Origin of the sequence: Magnetospirillum gryphiswaldense MSR-1 v2 (genome assembly GCF_000513295.1) — a bacterium.
Classification (GTDB): Bacteria; Pseudomonadota; Alphaproteobacteria; order Rhodospirillales; family Magnetospirillaceae; genus Magnetospirillum; species Magnetospirillum gryphiswaldense.
Map to the genome: position 1 here is coordinate 3,384,070 of NC_023065.1, position 14,280 is coordinate 3,398,349.

The 14,280-nt window shown below is 62.0% G+C and carries 16 protein-coding genes; 8 read left to right on the plus strand and 8 right to left on the minus strand.

Annotated features, from left to right (window positions below):
- The first annotated feature begins 2 nt into the window (after positions 1–2).
- On the plus strand, positions 3–1,277 hold the full coding sequence (locus MGMSRV2_RS16275) for an HlyC/CorC family transporter (protein ID WP_024081454.1): 1,275 nt from the start codon (positions 3–5) through the stop codon (positions 1,275–1,277).
- A 20-nt stretch (positions 1,278–1,297) separates the two neighbouring features.
- Here MGMSRV2_RS16275 and dnaQ read toward each other — a convergent pair whose 3' ends face one another.
- The 5 genes from dnaQ to MGMSRV2_RS16300 are packed head-to-tail and all read right to left on the minus strand — an operon-like array spanning position 1,298 to position 4,862.
- On the minus strand, positions 1,298–1,984 hold the full coding sequence (gene dnaQ / locus MGMSRV2_RS16280) for a DNA polymerase III subunit epsilon (protein WP_024081455.1): 687 nt from the start codon (positions 1,982–1,984) through the stop codon (positions 1,298–1,300).
- The gene (gene coaE, locus MGMSRV2_RS16285) at positions 1,977–2,618 is read right to left on the minus strand and encodes a dephospho-CoA kinase (protein ID WP_024081456.1); all 642 of its coding nucleotides are present in this window, start codon (positions 2,616–2,618) and stop codon (positions 1,977–1,979) included. The genes dnaQ and coaE overlap by 8 nt, the downstream gene beginning before the upstream one ends.
- Positions 2,615–3,451 carry a shikimate dehydrogenase gene (locus MGMSRV2_RS16290; RefSeq protein ID WP_024081457.1) on the minus strand — a complete coding sequence of 279 codons (837 nt, stop codon included), beginning with the start codon at positions 3,449–3,451 and terminating at the stop codon, positions 2,615–2,617. Before MGMSRV2_RS16290 ends, coaE begins: the two co-directional genes overlap by 4 nt.
- Positions 3,448–4,038 carry a Maf family protein gene (locus MGMSRV2_RS16295; protein ID WP_024081458.1) on the minus strand — a complete coding sequence of 197 codons (591 nt, stop codon included), beginning with the start codon at positions 4,036–4,038 and terminating at the stop codon, positions 3,448–3,450. The genes MGMSRV2_RS16290 and MGMSRV2_RS16295 overlap by 4 nt, the downstream gene beginning before the upstream one ends.
- Positions 4,035–4,862, minus strand: coding sequence for a pyruvate, water dikinase regulatory protein (locus tag MGMSRV2_RS16300; RefSeq protein ID WP_024081459.1), 828 nt, complete (start codon positions 4,860–4,862; stop codon positions 4,035–4,037). The genes MGMSRV2_RS16295 and MGMSRV2_RS16300 overlap by 4 nt, the downstream gene beginning before the upstream one ends.
- 402 nt (positions 4,863–5,264) lie before the next feature.
- On the opposite strand from MGMSRV2_RS16300, the gene hemE reads away from it, so the two are divergent.
- The 4 genes from hemE to rho all read left to right on the plus strand — a co-directional run bounded on the left by hemE (position 5,265) and on the right by rho (position 9,178).
- Positions 5,265–6,302 carry a uroporphyrinogen decarboxylase gene (hemE, locus tag MGMSRV2_RS16305; RefSeq protein ID WP_024081460.1) on the plus strand — a complete coding sequence of 346 codons (1,038 nt, stop codon included), beginning with the start codon at positions 5,265–5,267 and terminating at the stop codon, positions 6,300–6,302.
- A complete protein-coding gene (gene hemH / locus MGMSRV2_RS16310; RefSeq protein ID WP_024081461.1) occupies positions 6,299–7,288 on the plus strand; it encodes a ferrochelatase in 990 nt (329 codons plus the stop codon). Before hemE ends, hemH begins: the two co-directional genes overlap by 4 nt.
- Positions 7,285–7,719: a protoporphyrinogen oxidase HemJ gene (gene hemJ / locus MGMSRV2_RS16315; RefSeq protein ID WP_024081462.1), complete on the plus strand. Its 435-nt coding sequence runs from the start codon at positions 7,285–7,287 to the stop codon at positions 7,717–7,719. The genes hemH and hemJ overlap by 4 nt, the downstream gene beginning before the upstream one ends.
- A 202-nt stretch (positions 7,720–7,921) precedes the next feature.
- Positions 7,922–9,178, plus strand: coding sequence for a transcription termination factor Rho (gene rho / locus MGMSRV2_RS16320; protein ID WP_024081463.1), 1,257 nt, complete (start codon positions 7,922–7,924; stop codon positions 9,176–9,178).
- A 118-nt stretch (positions 9,179–9,296) separates the two neighbouring features.
- Here rho and MGMSRV2_RS16325 read toward each other — a convergent pair whose 3' ends face one another.
- The 3 genes from MGMSRV2_RS16325 to MGMSRV2_RS16335 are packed head-to-tail and all read right to left on the minus strand — an operon-like array spanning position 9,297 to position 12,288.
- Positions 9,297–9,833 carry a hypothetical protein gene (locus tag MGMSRV2_RS16325; protein WP_024081464.1) on the minus strand — a complete coding sequence of 179 codons (537 nt, stop codon included), beginning with the start codon at positions 9,831–9,833 and terminating at the stop codon, positions 9,297–9,299.
- Positions 9,834–9,892: 59 nt separating this feature from the next.
- Positions 9,893–10,351: a methylated-DNA--[protein]-cysteine S-methyltransferase gene (locus tag MGMSRV2_RS16330; protein ID WP_041633693.1), complete on the minus strand. Its 459-nt coding sequence runs from the start codon at positions 10,349–10,351 to the stop codon at positions 9,893–9,895.
- A complete protein-coding gene (locus MGMSRV2_RS16335) occupies positions 10,351–12,288 on the minus strand; it encodes a thioredoxin domain-containing protein (RefSeq protein ID WP_024081466.1) in 1,938 nt (645 codons plus the stop codon). Before MGMSRV2_RS16335 ends, MGMSRV2_RS16330 begins: the two co-directional genes overlap by 1 nt.
- Positions 12,289–12,381: 93 nt before the next feature.
- Here MGMSRV2_RS16335 and MGMSRV2_RS16340 point away from each other — a divergent pair, with 93 nt between their 5' ends.
- Genes MGMSRV2_RS16340 through mnmE form a run of 3 tightly spaced genes read left to right on the plus strand, consistent with a single transcriptional unit; the run spans position 12,382 to position 14,275 of the window.
- A complete protein-coding gene (locus MGMSRV2_RS16340) occupies positions 12,382–12,633 on the plus strand; it encodes a DUF6489 family protein (RefSeq protein ID WP_024081467.1) in 252 nt (83 codons plus the stop codon).
- Positions 12,630–12,971, plus strand: a complete 342-nt coding sequence (locus MGMSRV2_RS16345) for a (2Fe-2S) ferredoxin domain-containing protein (RefSeq protein WP_024081468.1) — start codon at positions 12,630–12,632, stop codon at positions 12,969–12,971. The genes MGMSRV2_RS16340 and MGMSRV2_RS16345 overlap by 4 nt, the downstream gene beginning before the upstream one ends.
- The gene (gene mnmE / locus MGMSRV2_RS16350) at positions 12,968–14,275 is read left to right on the plus strand and encodes a tRNA uridine-5-carboxymethylaminomethyl(34) synthesis GTPase MnmE (protein WP_024081469.1); all 1,308 of its coding nucleotides are present in this window, start codon (positions 12,968–12,970) and stop codon (positions 14,273–14,275) included. The genes MGMSRV2_RS16345 and mnmE overlap by 4 nt, the downstream gene beginning before the upstream one ends.
- Positions 14,276–14,280 lie beyond the last annotated feature (5 nt).

The window sequence follows — 14,280 nt, forward strand, 5'->3', positions numbered from 1 at the left end:
CCATGGACGAGTTGACCCTGACCTTGCTGGTGATCTTCGTCCTGCTGATCGCCTCGGCATTCTTTTCAGGGTCGGAAACGGCGCTGACCGCCGTGTCGCGCCCGGCCATGCACCAATTGGAACAAGACGGCAGCCACCGGGCCAAGCGGGTCAACCGCCTGATCGCCACCCGCGACCGCCTGATCGGCGCCCTGCTTCTGGGCAACAACATGGTCAACATCCTGGCCTCGTCACTGGCGACGGGAGCGATGGTGGCGCTGTTCGGCGATGCCGGCATCGCCTATGCCACCATCGGCATGACTGTGATCGTGGTCATGTTCGGCGAGGTGTTGCCCAAGACCTATGCCATCTACAACGTCAACAAAGTGGCGCTGTTCGTGTCCGGTCCGGTCACCGTGGTGACTGAACTTTTGGGGCCGCTGGTCAAGGCCATCGAGGTGGTGGCGCGCCTGTTCTTCCGCCTGTTCGGGGCCAAATACGCGACCGACGTTTCCATCGAAACCGCCATGATGGAATTGCGCGGCGCCATCGAGGTGCATACCAGCCAGGACGAAGTGCAGGAGGAACGCCGCATGCTGCGGTCCATCCTGGAACTGGGCGACGTGGAAGTGGGCGAGGTGATGACCCACCGCAAATCCACCATCACCATCGACGCTGACCTGCCGCCGGCTGAAATCGTCGATCAGATTCTGGGCAGCCCGTTCACCCGCATCCCCTTGTGGCGCAATGATGCCGACAACATCATCGGCGTCGTCCACGCCAAGGATGTGCTGCGGGCGGTGCGCGCCTTGGGCGGCGAGTTGGATAGTCTGGACGTGGCCGAGCTGGCCGCCGATCCCTGGTTCATCCCCGATTCCACCACATTGTTGGAGCAGCTTCAGGCCTTCCGCGCCCGACGTGAGCATTTCGCCCTGGTGGTGGATGAATACGGCGCCCTGATGGGGGTGGTGACCTTGGAAGACATCCTGGAGGAAATCGTCGGCGACATCGCCGACGAACACGACGTCACCGTCGCCGGCGTCCGCCCGCAGACCGACGGCTCGTTCGTGGTCGACGGCAGCGTCACCATCCGCGATCTCAATCGCCAGTTCGAGTGGCGCCTGCCCGACGACCAAGCCACCACCATCGCCGGCCTGCTGCTGCATGAAAGCCGGCAAATCCCTAATGTGGGACAGGTGTTCCGCTTTTACGGCTTCCGCTTCGAGGTGGTGCGCCGGCAGCGTAATCAGATCACCACCATTCGGATATTGCCGCCCAGCACTGTCGTCGAGGAATAAATTGGGGGCGGAAGCCCGCTTTACTCCGGCTCGCGCAGCCAGAGGGCTTTCTTCAGTTTGCCGACAAAGGCCGCATGCGCCTCCAGTTCCTCCGGCAGGGCCGCGTGCGGACGCGGTTCGCGCTTGACCCGTTCCAGCACCGGACCGCCGCCGCCCTTGCCGTTGCCGCCCAGAAGTCCCAGTTCCAAACCGGGCTGGCGTCCGCCGATCAGTTGCAGATAGACCTCGGCCAGCAATTCCGAATCCAACAGCGCGCCGTGGAAGGAACGGTGGGTGTTGTCGATTTCAAAGCGACGGCACAGGGCGTCGAGATTGGCCTGAGCACCAGGGAACTTCTTGCGCGCCATGGCCACGGTATCGATGGAGCGGCTCATGGGTAAAGGTTGGAAACCCAGCCGCGACAGCTCGGCATTGATGAAACGCATGTCGAATTCAGCGTTATGAATCACCAGGATGGCGTCGCCGATGAAGTCCATGAAATCGGCGACGATTTCAGCGAAGACCGGCTTGTCCGACAGGAATTGCTCGGACAGGCCGTGCACCTTGAACGCCTCTTCCGGCATGTCGCGCTCGGGGTTGACGTATTGGTGATAGACCTTGCCGGTGGGCAAGTGGTTGAACAGCTCGACACAGCCGATTTCGACGATGCGATGGCCGGTCAGCGGATCGAAGCCGGTGGTTTCCGTATCAAGCACAATTTCACGCATGGTCGAACCTTGGGCAGGGGCGGGGCGGCCAAGCGCCGCGCCCGGATTGAGCCAACACCAGGGTGACGGCCCGGCGCAGCGCGCGCAAGGCCGGGCCCTTGCCCGCGCCCGAGCGGATGAGGAAATCACCGTACCGGCGTTTGAGCCCGTCAGGCATCTGCTGGGCGCGGATGGCGGCCAGACGCTGGGCCGTCATGCCCGGTCGGGCCAGCACCCGCTCGGCCTGTAAAAAGGCCGGGCAGGTCACCACCGCCACCCGGTCGCACCGTCTGTCGCCGCCGGTCTCGAACAACAGCGGGATATCCAACACCACCAGCGGAAAACGCGCCCGCGCTTGCCGGCGCAGAAAGGCGGCTTCCTCGGCCCGAACCAGCGGATGCAGGATGGCCTCCAGCCGTTTCAGCGCCACTTTATCGCCGAACACCAATTGCCCCAACAGCGGGCGACTGACCGCACCGTCGATGACCACGCCGGGAAAAGCCGCCTTGATGGCCGGCACCGCCTTTCCACCCGGTCCCATCAGCCGATGCACGGCGGCATCGGCGTCATGTACCGGAATACCCAGCCGCCGCAGCATGGTGGCGGCGGTGCTCTTGCCCATGCCGATGGAACCGGTCAGTCCCAGGATTTTCATGACTTCAACACGAAATCGCGCAGGTCCGCCGTCACCTCCGGCTGCTGGCCGAACCACAGGCTGAAGCCGCGTACCGCCTGCCACAGCAGCATACCCAGGCCGTCGACCACCGGATTGCCACGCGCCTGCGCCCGCAACAGCAAATCGGTCAAGAGCGGCACATAAACGATATCGTTGACCACAGCGTCTTGCGGCAGGGCGGACAGATCGATGTCCAAGGGCGGCTGACCGCTCATGCCCAGGCTGGTGGTGTTGACCAGCAGGCCGGCCCCGGCCAGATCCAGCCGGTCCCATTGCTGCACCCTGATCGGGCCGCCGATATCGGCCGCCAGCTTTTCCGCCCGCTCAAGGCTGCGGTTGACCAGCCGGATTTCCGGCACGCCGGCATCGACCAGGGCGGCGATTACGGCGCGGGCCGCGCCGCCGGCGCCCAACACCACCGCCGGGCGGTTGAGAGTGCCAAGGGAAGCCGGATGGGTTTCCAGCAAATTCTGCATGAAACCGAAAGCATCGGTGTTGAGCCCCAGGATCGAGCCATCCTCACGCACCACCAAGGTGTTGACGGCACCGATGCGCTTGGCCAGCGGCTCGACCTCGTCGGCCAGGATCAGGGCTTGTTCCTTATGCGGCACGGTGACGTTGGCCCCGGCGAATCCCATTTTCGGCAACGCGCGGAACACGCTGGCAAAATCTTCGGGCCGGACCGGCAGCGGCACATAGGCGCCGTCGATGCCCAAACGGTCCAGCCAATAGCCATGCAGGCGGGGCGAGCGTGAATGTCCCACCGGCCAGCCCAGAACCCCGGCCAGCCTGGCCTTGCCCGACAGGATCATGGTGTAAGTTCCCCATTTTCGCGCAAGAAATCCAAAAGCGGCAGCAAAGGCAGGCCGAGAATGGTGAAATGGTCGCCTTCCACCGCCATGAACAATTGCGCCCCCAGACCTTCCAACTGATAGGCCCCGACCGAGGACAAAACCCCGTCGCCGGCCTTATCCAGGTAATCGTCGAGAAAAGTATCGGAGAAGGCCCGCATGGTCAGCCGTGCCTCGTCGGTGTGGTGCCACAGCCTTTGGCCATCGCGCAGGGCGACGACGCTGGAGGTCAGACGATGGGTCTTGCCGCGCAACAGCCGCAACTGATCGCCAGCGGCGACCCGATCCGTCGGCTTGTCGAACCACATTCCGTCGCAATCGAGCATCTGGTCGGCACCGATGACGATCTCGCCCGGACATCTGGCCGAGACCCGTACCGCCTTCATTTCCGCCAGGGTTTCGGCGACCCGCGCCGGTCGGTCGGTTTCCTGGCGCAACGCCTGCTTGATTCCGTCCTCGTCCACCGGCAAGGCGAGCACGCGAAACCCCACCCCCGCCGCCCGCAACATGGTCTGGCGGGTGGTCGAGCCCGAGGCCAGGACGATCATGCCTTGCCCTCTTGCTTGGCCTTGTGCTGACCATGCAGTTGCATGATGGAGGCCGAGGCCTCCTCGATCGAGCGGCGGGTCACGTCCACCACCGGCCAGCCGTGGCGGGTGAACAGCTTGCGGGCATTGGCCACCTCGTCACGCACCTTCTCGAACTGGGCGTATTCGGATTCCTCGTCGTGATTGAGGAAGCGCAGGCGGGCACGACGGATATCGGACAGGCTTTTCGGATCCTTGGTCAGGCCGACCACCAGGGGTGTGCGGGCGGTTTCCAAGGTGCGCGGCAGCGGCACGCCGGGAACCAGCGGGTAATTGGCGCATTTGAAGCCGCGATTGGCAAGATACATACAGGTCGGCGTCTTCGACGTGCGCGACACGCCGACGACGACGATGTCAGCGTCTTCCACATCGTCCATCAACTGACCGTCGTCATGGGCCAAGGTGAATTGCATGGCATCGATGCGGGCGAAATATTCAGCGTCCATCTGGTATTGCCGGCCCGGCATGGCATGGCTTTCGGCGTTGAAATAGCCGGCCAGCGCCCCCATCACCGGGTCAAGCACCGGGATGAACGGCACCCGCATGTGGCGGCAGGCTTCTTCCAGCACGCCGCGCACCGCCACATCGACCAAAGTGCACAAGACGATGCCGGGATTGCTTTCGATGCCGGCGATCACCCGTTCCACCTGCCCTTGCGAGCGGATCAGCCACCAATTGTGCTGAATGGCGTTGATACCTTCGAACTGCACCATGCAGGCACGCACCACCGATGTGACGGTTTCGCCGGTAGCGTCCGAGACCAAATGAAGATGCAAAGACTCCATGCCACCCTGTGAATTGGTTTGAATGATGGGGATAAGTCGAGCTTTACCAACAGGGGGGTGGATTCGCCCCCCATCCATACCGCTTCCGCCCCGTCTTCCATCCCGCCGGGACAAAAACCGGACCGTCGGCGACAATACCGTGAATTACGTTTTGCGGCACCAGCTTTCCCCGTTATCCGACTTTTCCCACTGCCTGCGATGTCAACGGGTTGACACGGTTTTACCCGATTTTTCCACAAGCCTGACCAAAATCAGGCGGCCTCTGCATGGTTCTGTGCAAAATCTGTGGACAGACTCGCATCCCCGATATCCACAGGCCCAACTAACCTCAACAACCTTTCTCTTAAGAATCAAAACTTGTAGAACTCTGCCCAGGTCAGCCACTCCCAAGGATCAAAGCCCGTGACCGCCACCAAGCCCTTTTTGCGTGCCCTCGCCGGTGAAACCATCACCCCGCCGCCTTTTTGGCTGATGCGTCAGGCCGGGCGATACCTGCCGGAATACCGGGCCACCCGGACCCAGGCCGGATCGTTCCTCGATCTGTGCTACAACCCGGAACTGGCGGTGGAAGTCACGTTGCAGCCGCTCAGGCGCTACGGCTTCGATGCCGCCATTCTGTTTTCCGACATCCTGGTCGTCCCCGACGGGTTGGGGCAAGGTGTAGCGTTCAAGGAAGGCGAAGGACCGGTGTTGACGCCGATTCGCTCGGCAAGGGATCTGGATGGTCTCGACATCTCGGGCCTGCACGACCGCATGGCGCCGGTCTATGCCACCGTCGCCGGCCTGTCCAAGGCCATCCCCGCCACCACCGCGCTGATCGGTTTTTCCGGGGCGCCGTGGACGGTCGCCACCTACATGATCGAAGGCGGCGGCTCGAAGGATTTTTCCCAGGCGAAAAAGCTGATGTGGGCCGAGCCCGAGACTTTCGCCCGGCTGATGGAGTTGCTGATCGAGGCCACCGGCCAATATCTGATCCGTCAGATCGATGCCGGGGCCGAAGCCATCCAGATTTTCGACACCTGGGCCGGGGCGCTGCCGGAAACTGAGTTCCGCAAATGGGTGATCGAGCCGGCCCGCCGACTGGTCGAGCGTATCCACAGCGAACGTCCTGGTATTCCGGTGATCGGCTTTCCGCGCGGTGCCGGCATTTTGTACGAAGCTTATGTCACCGAAACCAAGGTGGATGGCGTCAGCCTGGATTCGTCGGTACCGCTGGATTGGGCGGCGCGGGTGTTGCAGCCCAAATGCACGGTGCAGGGCAATCTGGACCCCATCTTGTTGGTCGCCGGCGGCGATGCTTTGGATGCCGGTATTGACCGGGTGTTGAACGCCTTGGGCAAGGGGCCGTTCATTTTCAACCTTGGCCACGGCATCATTCCGCCGACCCCGCCGGAAAACGTGGCGCGGCTGACCCAACGGGTGAAAGCCTTCAAGGGATGAAAACCGCCATCATCCTGTTCAACCTGGGTGGACCGGACAGCCTGGACGCGGTAAAGCCGTTTCTATTCAATCTGTTCAACGACAAGGCGATCATCGGCGCCCCCAATCCGATCCGTTGGCTGCTGGCCAAGTACATTTCGGCCAAGCGGGCACCGATAGCGCGCGGGATTTACCAGCATCTGGGCGGCAAATCGCCCCTGCTGGAACAAACCCAGGATCAGGCCGCCGCCTTGCAAAAATTGCTCGGCAATGATTTCAAGGTACTGATCGCCATGCGCTATTGGCACCCCTTCGCCGATCAGGCTTTGCAAGAGGCCAAGGCATGGGGGGCGGAACGGGTGATCCTGCTGCCGCTTTATCCGCAATTTTCCACCACCACCACCGGGTCTTCGCTGAAGCAGTGGCATCAATTGGCCGCGAATAGCTTCGGTGAAACCCGCACGGTCTGCTGCTATCCGGTCGAGCCCGGTCTGATCAGGGCCATGGCCGCCAAGATCAGGGTCGAATGGGACCAAGCGGTAGGGCAGGGTAGACCACGCCTGCTGTTTTCCGCCCATGGTCTGCCGCAAAGCATCATCGACAAGGGTGATCCCTATCAGCGTCAGGTCGAGCAAACCACCGCCGCCGTGGTGGCGGAACTGGGTATCGCCGATCTGGATTGGGCCATCTGCTATCAAAGCCGGGTTGGCCCGGCCAAATGGATCGGTCCCAGCACCGAGGATGAATTGCACCGGGCTGCCGCCGACAAGGTGGCGGTGATCGTCGCCCCGGTCGCCTTCGTCTCCGAACATTCGGAAACCTTGGTGGAACTGGATATTGAATACCGGCATCTGGCGGAAAAGCTGGGTATCCCCGCCTATTTCCGCGCGGCGGCGGTCAGTTCGCACCCGGATTTCATCAAGGGTCTGGCCGATCTGGTGGGCGATCCCGGCGCTGCCCGTGGTAAGGCCTGCGGCAGTCAATGCCTATGCAAGGGGGAAGCATGAGCGGTGAAGCCTATTTGTGGATCAAGGCGGTCCATGTCATCGCGGTGATTTCGTGGATGGCCGGGCTGCTGTATCTGCCCCGTCTGTTCGTCTATCACTGCGAAGTGGAACCCGGTTCCGAGACCTCGGAAAAGTTCAAGGTGATGGAACGGCGGTTGTTGAAGGCGATCATGACTCCCGCCGCTATCGTCGCCTGGGGTTTGGGCTTGTGGCTGGCCATAACCGGTGGTTTGTTCCAGGACGCCTGGTTCCACGCCAAGTTCACCCTGGTCATCCTGATGACGGTCAGCCATCATTTCATGATGCGGTGGAAAAACGACTTCGCCGCCGATCGCAACAAGCGCCCGCAAAAGTTTTATCGCATCGCCAATGAAGTGCCGACCTTGCTGATGATCGGTATCGTGCTTCTGGTCGTGGTGAAACCCTTCTGATCCTTCGCCAACGCACAAGAATTTGGCGTTTGACAGGACCGGGTTGTTTGGCTAAAGCTGGCATCATCCTTAAGGGCCGCCCGAAGCCCGCTTCCCAAAAATATGTTCGCACTCAATCAGACGGATTAATCCGCGTCGAGATTCCCCTCGAAGGACCGCCTTTTGGTGGCCAGTGCTGAACATCCTTCATACGGACATCCCCATGCATCTTTCGGAACTCAAGAAGAAAACACCGGCCGAACTTCTGGCTTATGCCGAGGAACTTCAGATCGAGAACGCCAGTACCCTGCGCAAGCAGGACATGATGTTCGCCATTTTGAAGCAATTGGCCGATAACGACACCCCCATCTACGGCGAGGGTGTGCTTGAGGTCCTGCAAGACGGTTTCGGTTTCCTGCGCAGCCCGGAAGCCAATTATCTGCCCGGTCCCGACGACATCTATGTCAGCCCCAGCCAAGTCCGCCGTTTCGGCCTGCGCACCGGCGACACGGTGGAAGGCCAGATCCGCTCGCCCAAGGACGGCGAACGTTATTTCGCCCTCTTGAAGGTCAACACCATCAATTTCGAGCCGCCGGAAAACGTCCGACACCGCATCAATTTCGACAATCTGACGCCGCTTTATCCCAACGAAAAGCTGCGCCTGGAAGTGGACGATCCGACCAAGAAGGATCTGACCACCCGGGTTATCGATCTGATCGCCCCGGTCGGCAAGGGCCAGCGCGCTTTGATCGTAGCGCCGCCGCGCACCGGCAAGACGGTGATGTTGCAGAACATGGCCCACGCCATTTCCGCCAACCACCCGGAAGTCTATCTGATCGTGCTGCTCATCGATGAGCGCCCGGAAGAAGTCACCGACATGGCCCGTTCGGTCAAGGGCGAGGTCATCTCGTCCACCTTCGACGAACCGGCGGTGCGTCACGTCCAGGTCACCGAGATGGTGCTGGAAAAGGCCAAGCGTCTGGTCGAACACAAGCGCGACGTGGTCATCCTGCTCGATTCGGTCACCCGTCTGGCTCGCGCCTACAACACGGTGGTACCCAGCTCGGGCAAGGTGCTGACCGGTGGCGTCGATGCCAACGCCCTGCAACGGCCCAAGCGCTTCTTCGGTGCCGCCCGCAATATCGAAGAGGGCGGTTCGCTGTCCATCATCGCCACCGCGCTGATCGATACCGGCTCGCGCATGGACGAAGTGATCTTCGAAGAGTTCAAGGGTACCGGTAACTCGGAAATCATCCTGGATCGCAAGTTGTCGGACAAGCGCACCTTCCCGGCCATCGACATCACCAAGTCGGGCACCCGTAAGGAAGAATTGCTGGTCGATAAGGGCCAGTTGTCCAAGATGTGGGTTCTGCGCCGCATCCTGATGCCCATGGGCGTCAGCGACGCCATGGAATTCCTGGTCGATAAACTCAAGCATTCGAAGAACAACGCCGATTTCTTCGACGCGATGAATTCGTGACCCGTCTTCGACGGGATGAATTCGTAAGCTAACAAAAAGCCCCGGGAAACCGGGGCTTTTTCATGGGCAGGAGGCGAGCCTCCCGTTATCGGGGGATTGGGGGCACGCCCCCAAATTCTTATTCCGGTCGTTTGTTCTTGTTGATCTGGTTCTGCGCCCGGCTTTTCCAATCGTCCACCGGGGCGATGTCATCGATTAGATGCTTGCCAGAGGGGATCGGCGGCAAGTCATCCAGGTGCAGATCTTGGGCCGCCTGCTGCGGCGACTGAACCTGGGTGTGGAACTTGGCCCGGTTCTTCCAATCGTCGTTGGCATCGACGTGGCGATGTTCGACCATCTGCACCGGGTGTTTGCGCAGATAGGACGACAGCCAGAAGCTGGCCATGATCGGCGGCACGATGGTCAGGACAAAGCGCCAGGCCATGGCCCAGAAGGTATCGCGCCCACTTTGGACGATGATAGCTTCCTTGCATTCGTAGCGATCACGGAAGGTACCGAAACATTCCGCCGCCATGCGGTCCTTGACCATGGATGACGAATGATGGGCCATCTCCGGGTCCATCACCACGAACAGGACAAAGCCCGCTACCGCCATCCATAACAGGCTGGCCGCACTGACGATCCAGACCAGACGGTTGCGTTCACCCTTGGTCATGCCTTCCTCCATCCATCTGGAGAAGTATAAGCATGCCAAGGGTCATGGGCAAATGATCGTCAGGGCAGCGAGACACCTTCCAGTTTCAGCAAGGCCCGTTTGGTGTCGATGCCATCCATGCCGGAATAGCCGCCCAACGATCCATTGGTCCCCAGCACCCGATGGCAGGGGATGATGATGGGGATGGGATTGCGCCCGCAGGCGGTACCCAGGGCGCGCGGACCGGTTTCCAGCTCGCGCGCCAGATCACCGTAGGTACGGACCTTGCCGAAGGGAATGCCAGCGATGGACGCCCACACCTTGCGTTGAAAAGCGGTGCCATGGGGGGCCAGCGGCAGGTCGAAGGCGGTCAGGGTGCCGGCGAAATAGGCCTCTAGCTGATCGCGGGCGCGTTCCAGCAACGGCCCCGGCGGCTCGTCGGTTTCCGGCGGCCAGCCCCAATCGACGGCGACGATGGCCTCGTCATCGGCGAAAATGGTCAGCGGCCCTACTTCGGTGTTCAAACTGATGAACGGCATTATTCCCCCCTCAACATCCGGGCAAGATCGGCGGGCGAACCCGTGGGGGCCGAGCATACCGAATTGCGGCACAAAGTCGCCATCACCTCGTCGGTCCAACGGATGATCAGATTGGGCAAAGCGGCGTGGCGCACCACATCAATCATCTCGGCATTGTTGCGGGGCAGGGTGACCAGCACCGGATCGACGGCCAAATCGAAGCCGGTCAACAGCGCCGACATATTGGCGAAATGGTCGTTGAACTGATCCATGAAGACAGTGACCACCGCCTGGGCACGGTCGGCATAGGCGGGTTTGTCGGTGATCTGGGCCAGGATGGCCAGCACCTGGACCATGGTGCCGTTGGCCGAGGGCACCGCCGCATCCATCACTGTCTTGGTCCTGACGATGACGTCGGAAGCACTGTGCGCCACCTGGAAGTAACCGCCCTTGGCCTTATCCCAATGATGGCGGTCGGCGGCGGCGACCCAGGTCTCGGCCCAGGTCAGGTAATCGGCCTTGCCGGTGGCTTGATAGAGCGCCAGGGCCGCGCGGGCCATATGGGCGAGATCGTCGGCGAAACCCACGTGCGAGGCCTGCCCCTGACACAGGGAATGGGCAAGGCGATCATCGGCCAAGGTCATTTTGTCGGTAATGACGGCAAAGGCCCGCTCGGCCATGTCCAGCCAGTCCGGGCGGATGAAGACGAAACCGGCGCGGGCCAGGCCTGCGATCATCATGCCGTTCCAATCGGCCAAGACCTTGTCGTCACGACCGGGGCGGATGCGGTTGGCCCGGGCGGCCAGCAAGATGGTCCGCGAATGGGCCAGTTGCTCCTCGTGCTCGTGGCCTTGCGGCTTGGAGCGGTTGAGGATGTTCACCCCTTCCCAATTGCCTTGAATACTGACGTCATAGGCCTGGGCGAAAATACGGGCTGTTTCGGGGCCGAGAAGATCGATGATCTCTTGCGCTTTCCAGGTATAGAAGCGGCCTTCATGGCCTTCCGAATCCGCGTCAAGGGCAGCGGCGAAGGCCGCGCCCTCGGCCAGCATTTCACGTGAAACCCACGTGATGCATTCCTCGATACGGGTCTGGAACAATGGGTTTTGCGTATCCTGCCAAACCAAGGTCAGCAGATCGATCAATTGCCCATTATCGTAGAGCATCTTTTCGAAATGTGGCGCCAGCCAGACGTCGTCGGTGGAATAGCGCATGAAGCCGCCGCCCAGATGGTCGGTGATGCCGCCCTGGCAGATACGGTCCAGGGTCAGGGTGACCGCCTGGTGCAATCCGCTGTTCTTGCTCCGTTTGGCTGAACGCCAGAGGTAATCGAACAGGCCGGGCTGGGGGAATTTGGGTGCGCCGCCTAAGCCGCCATGCTCCATGTCCACATGGCTAAGGATGGCCTTGGCGCCGCGGTCCAGCATTTCCAGGGTCAGGGGGGAAGCATCGCCGCCGCCATCGTGAGCTAGGGCATCGACCAGGGCGGCGACGTTATGGTCGACCCGCTCGCGGTCACGCTGCCACAGATCATGGATCGCCTGCAGCACCTCGGGGAAGCCGGGGCGGCCATAGCGCGGTGCGGGCGGAAAATAGGTGCCGCCCCAGAACGGCTGGCCATCGGGGGTGCAGAACATGGTCAGCGGCCAGCCGCCATGCTGGCCCATGTGCTGCAACGCCTGCTGATAGATGGCGTCCAGATCGGGCCGTTCCTCGCGGTCGATCTTGACGTTGACGAACAGCCGGTTCATCAGCGCGGCGATCTCGGGGTTTTCAAAGCTTTCATGGGCCATGACGTGGCACCAGTGACAGGCGGAATAGCCGATGGACAGCAATAAGGGCCGCCCGCTGGAGCGCGCCTCGGCCAAGGCGGCATCGCCCCACGGCCACCAATGGACCGGGTTGTCCTGGTGTTGGCGCAAATAAGGGCTGGTCTCACCGGCAAGGCGGTTGGTCATGAAACGGGCTTCCATCGACTGAAGATTGCGTGGGCGGGTTCAAAGGCTTAGTTTGGGATTTATGCAAGGTTTCACAAGGCCGGAATCGTCGCCATGAAAATTACCGTCGATATCGATTGCACACCGGACGAGGCACGCACCTTTTTCGGCCTGCCCGACGTCAAGCCCATGCAAGAGGCGATGATGAGCCAGATTCAGGAACGCATGACCGCGTCCTTGTCGGCCATGGAACCCGAAACCATGTTGAAGACGTGGCTGCCCGCCGGGGTTCAGGGCATGGAGCAGCTGCAAAAGATGTTCTGGGCCCAATTCGCCGGCGCCGGTCGACGGGAGAACAAGGAATGAGCGTCAGCACCGATCCCGAGCTGTTTTATCGTATCCACGCTTTCATCTGCACCAACCGCCGGGCCGACGATCATCCCCGTGGGTCGTGCGCCGCCCGTGGGTCCGAGCCCCTGCGCGATTACCTGAAGGCGGCGGCCAAGAAGAAGGGGGTGGGCGGCGTACGCGTCAATGCCGCCGGCTGTCTGGACCGCTGCGAGTTGGGGCCGGTGCTGGTGATCTATCCCGAGGGCATCTGGTACGGCTTCAACAGCCGCGAGGATATCGACGAGATCATCGACACCCATCTGTTGGGCGGTGGCCGCGTCACCCGGTTGATGTTGACCCCCGACCAGAAATGACGGTCGCCACCATCTTCGCTTTGGCCAGCGCCCCCGGACGTGGGGGCGTTGCCGTTTTCAGGCTGTCGGGTCCGGCCAGTGCCGATACCTTGCACAGCCTGACCGGCAAACGGCTCCAGCCCCGTCTGGCGACCCGGGTGCGGGTGCGCCATGGCGGCGAGGATATCGACGACGGTCTGGCGCTGTATTTCCCCGCTCCCCATAGCTTCACCGGTGAAGAGGTGGTGGAACTGCATCTGCATGGCGGTCGCGCCGTTGCCGCTGCCTTGTCCCAGTCCCTGCTGGAACTGGGTCTGCGTCCGGCGGAAGCGGGCGAGTTTTCCCGCCGGGCCTTCCTCAATGACAAACTCGATCTGACCCGGGCCGAGGCCATCGCCGATCTGGTCGATGCCGAAACCGCCGCTCAGCGCCGTCAGGCGTTGCAGCAATTGGATGGCGGTCTGGCCGCTTTGGTCGAGGGCTGGCGTCAGGATTTGATTCGTGCCCTGGCCCTGACCGAGGCGATCATCGATTTCTCCGACGAAGGCATCGGCGACGATCTGGCCGACGACGTGCTGCGTCAGGTCCGCGCCCTGATGGCCGACATGCGGGCAAAGACGCGGGAAGGCCAACGGCGCGAGCGTCTGCGCGACGGCATCCACATCGCCATCTTGGGCGCCCCCAATGCCGGCAAGTCCAGCCTGATGAACCGCATTGCCGGGCGCGAGGTGGCCATCGTCTCGGCCAAGGCCGGTACCACCCGCGACGTCATCGAGACCCATCTTGACCTGCATGGCTGGCCGGTGGTGCTGGCCGATACCGCCGGCTTGCGCGAAGCGGCCGAGGACATCGAGGCCGAAGGCATCGCCCGCGCCCTGGCCCGGGCCGAAAGCGCCGATCTGAAAATGCTGGTGTTCGACGCCAGCTTGCTGCCCGAGAGGGATGCGCAGACCCGATCAATGATCGATGAAGCCAGCATCGTCGTCTTCAACAAGGCCGATGTGGCGAATCCTGTCGACTCGGACGCTGGGATCATGGTATCCGCCCGCACTGGCCTGGGGCTTGATGCGCTGCTGGCCCGGTTGGAAAGTGAAGTGGCCAACCGCTTCGCCGTCAGTGCCGAGCCGGCGCTGACCCGCGCCCGCCATCGGGCAGCGGTGGAGGAATGTCTGGCGGCTTTGTCCCGCTTCGATCCGGCCAAGCCGGTGGAACTGGCGGCCGAGGATTTGCGTCAGGCGGCCCAGGCCATCGGACGGATCACCGGGCGGGTGGATGTGGAAGAACTGCTCGATGTGGTCTTCGCTGAATTTTGTATCGGCAAATAGGTGTT

Coding starts and splice junctions, on each gene's coding strand:
- MGMSRV2_RS16335 (WP_024081466.1), bottom strand. CDS start 12,288: ATGACCAACCGCCTTGCCGGTGAGACCAGCCCTTATTTGCGCCAACAC.
- dnaQ (WP_024081455.1), bottom strand. CDS start 1,984: ATGCGTGAAATTGTGCTTGATACGGAAACCACCGGCTTCGATCCGCTG.
- mnmE (WP_024081469.1), top strand. CDS start 12,968: ATGACGGTCGCCACCATCTTCGCTTTGGCCAGCGCCCCCGGACGTGGG.
- MGMSRV2_RS16345 (WP_024081468.1), top strand. CDS start 12,630: ATGAGCGTCAGCACCGATCCCGAGCTGTTTTATCGTATCCACGCTTTC.
- hemH (WP_024081461.1), top strand. CDS start 6,299: ATGAAAACCGCCATCATCCTGTTCAACCTGGGTGGACCGGACAGCCTG.
- rho (WP_024081463.1), top strand. CDS start 7,922: ATGCATCTTTCGGAACTCAAGAAGAAAACACCGGCCGAACTTCTGGCT.
- MGMSRV2_RS16330 (WP_041633693.1), bottom strand. CDS start 10,351: ATGCCGTTCATCAGTTTGAACACCGAAGTAGGGCCGCTGACCATTTTC.
- hemJ (WP_024081462.1), top strand. CDS start 7,285: ATGAGCGGTGAAGCCTATTTGTGGATCAAGGCGGTCCATGTCATCGCG.
- MGMSRV2_RS16300 (WP_024081459.1), bottom strand. CDS start 4,862: ATGGAGTCTTTGCATCTTCATTTGGTCTCGGACGCTACCGGCGAAACC.
- MGMSRV2_RS16275 (WP_024081454.1), top strand. CDS start 3: ATGGACGAGTTGACCCTGACCTTGCTGGTGATCTTCGTCCTGCTGATC.
- MGMSRV2_RS16325 (WP_024081464.1), bottom strand. CDS start 9,833: ATGACCAAGGGTGAACGCAACCGTCTGGTCTGGATCGTCAGTGCGGCC.
- MGMSRV2_RS16290 (WP_024081457.1), bottom strand. CDS start 3,451: ATGATCCTGTCGGGCAAGGCCAGGCTGGCCGGGGTTCTGGGCTGGCCG.
- MGMSRV2_RS16295 (WP_024081458.1), bottom strand. CDS start 4,038: ATGATCGTCCTGGCCTCGGGCTCGACCACCCGCCAGACCATGTTGCGG.
- coaE (WP_024081456.1), bottom strand. CDS start 2,618: ATGAAAATCCTGGGACTGACCGGTTCCATCGGCATGGGCAAGAGCACC.
- MGMSRV2_RS16340 (WP_024081467.1), top strand. CDS start 12,382: ATGAAAATTACCGTCGATATCGATTGCACACCGGACGAGGCACGCACC.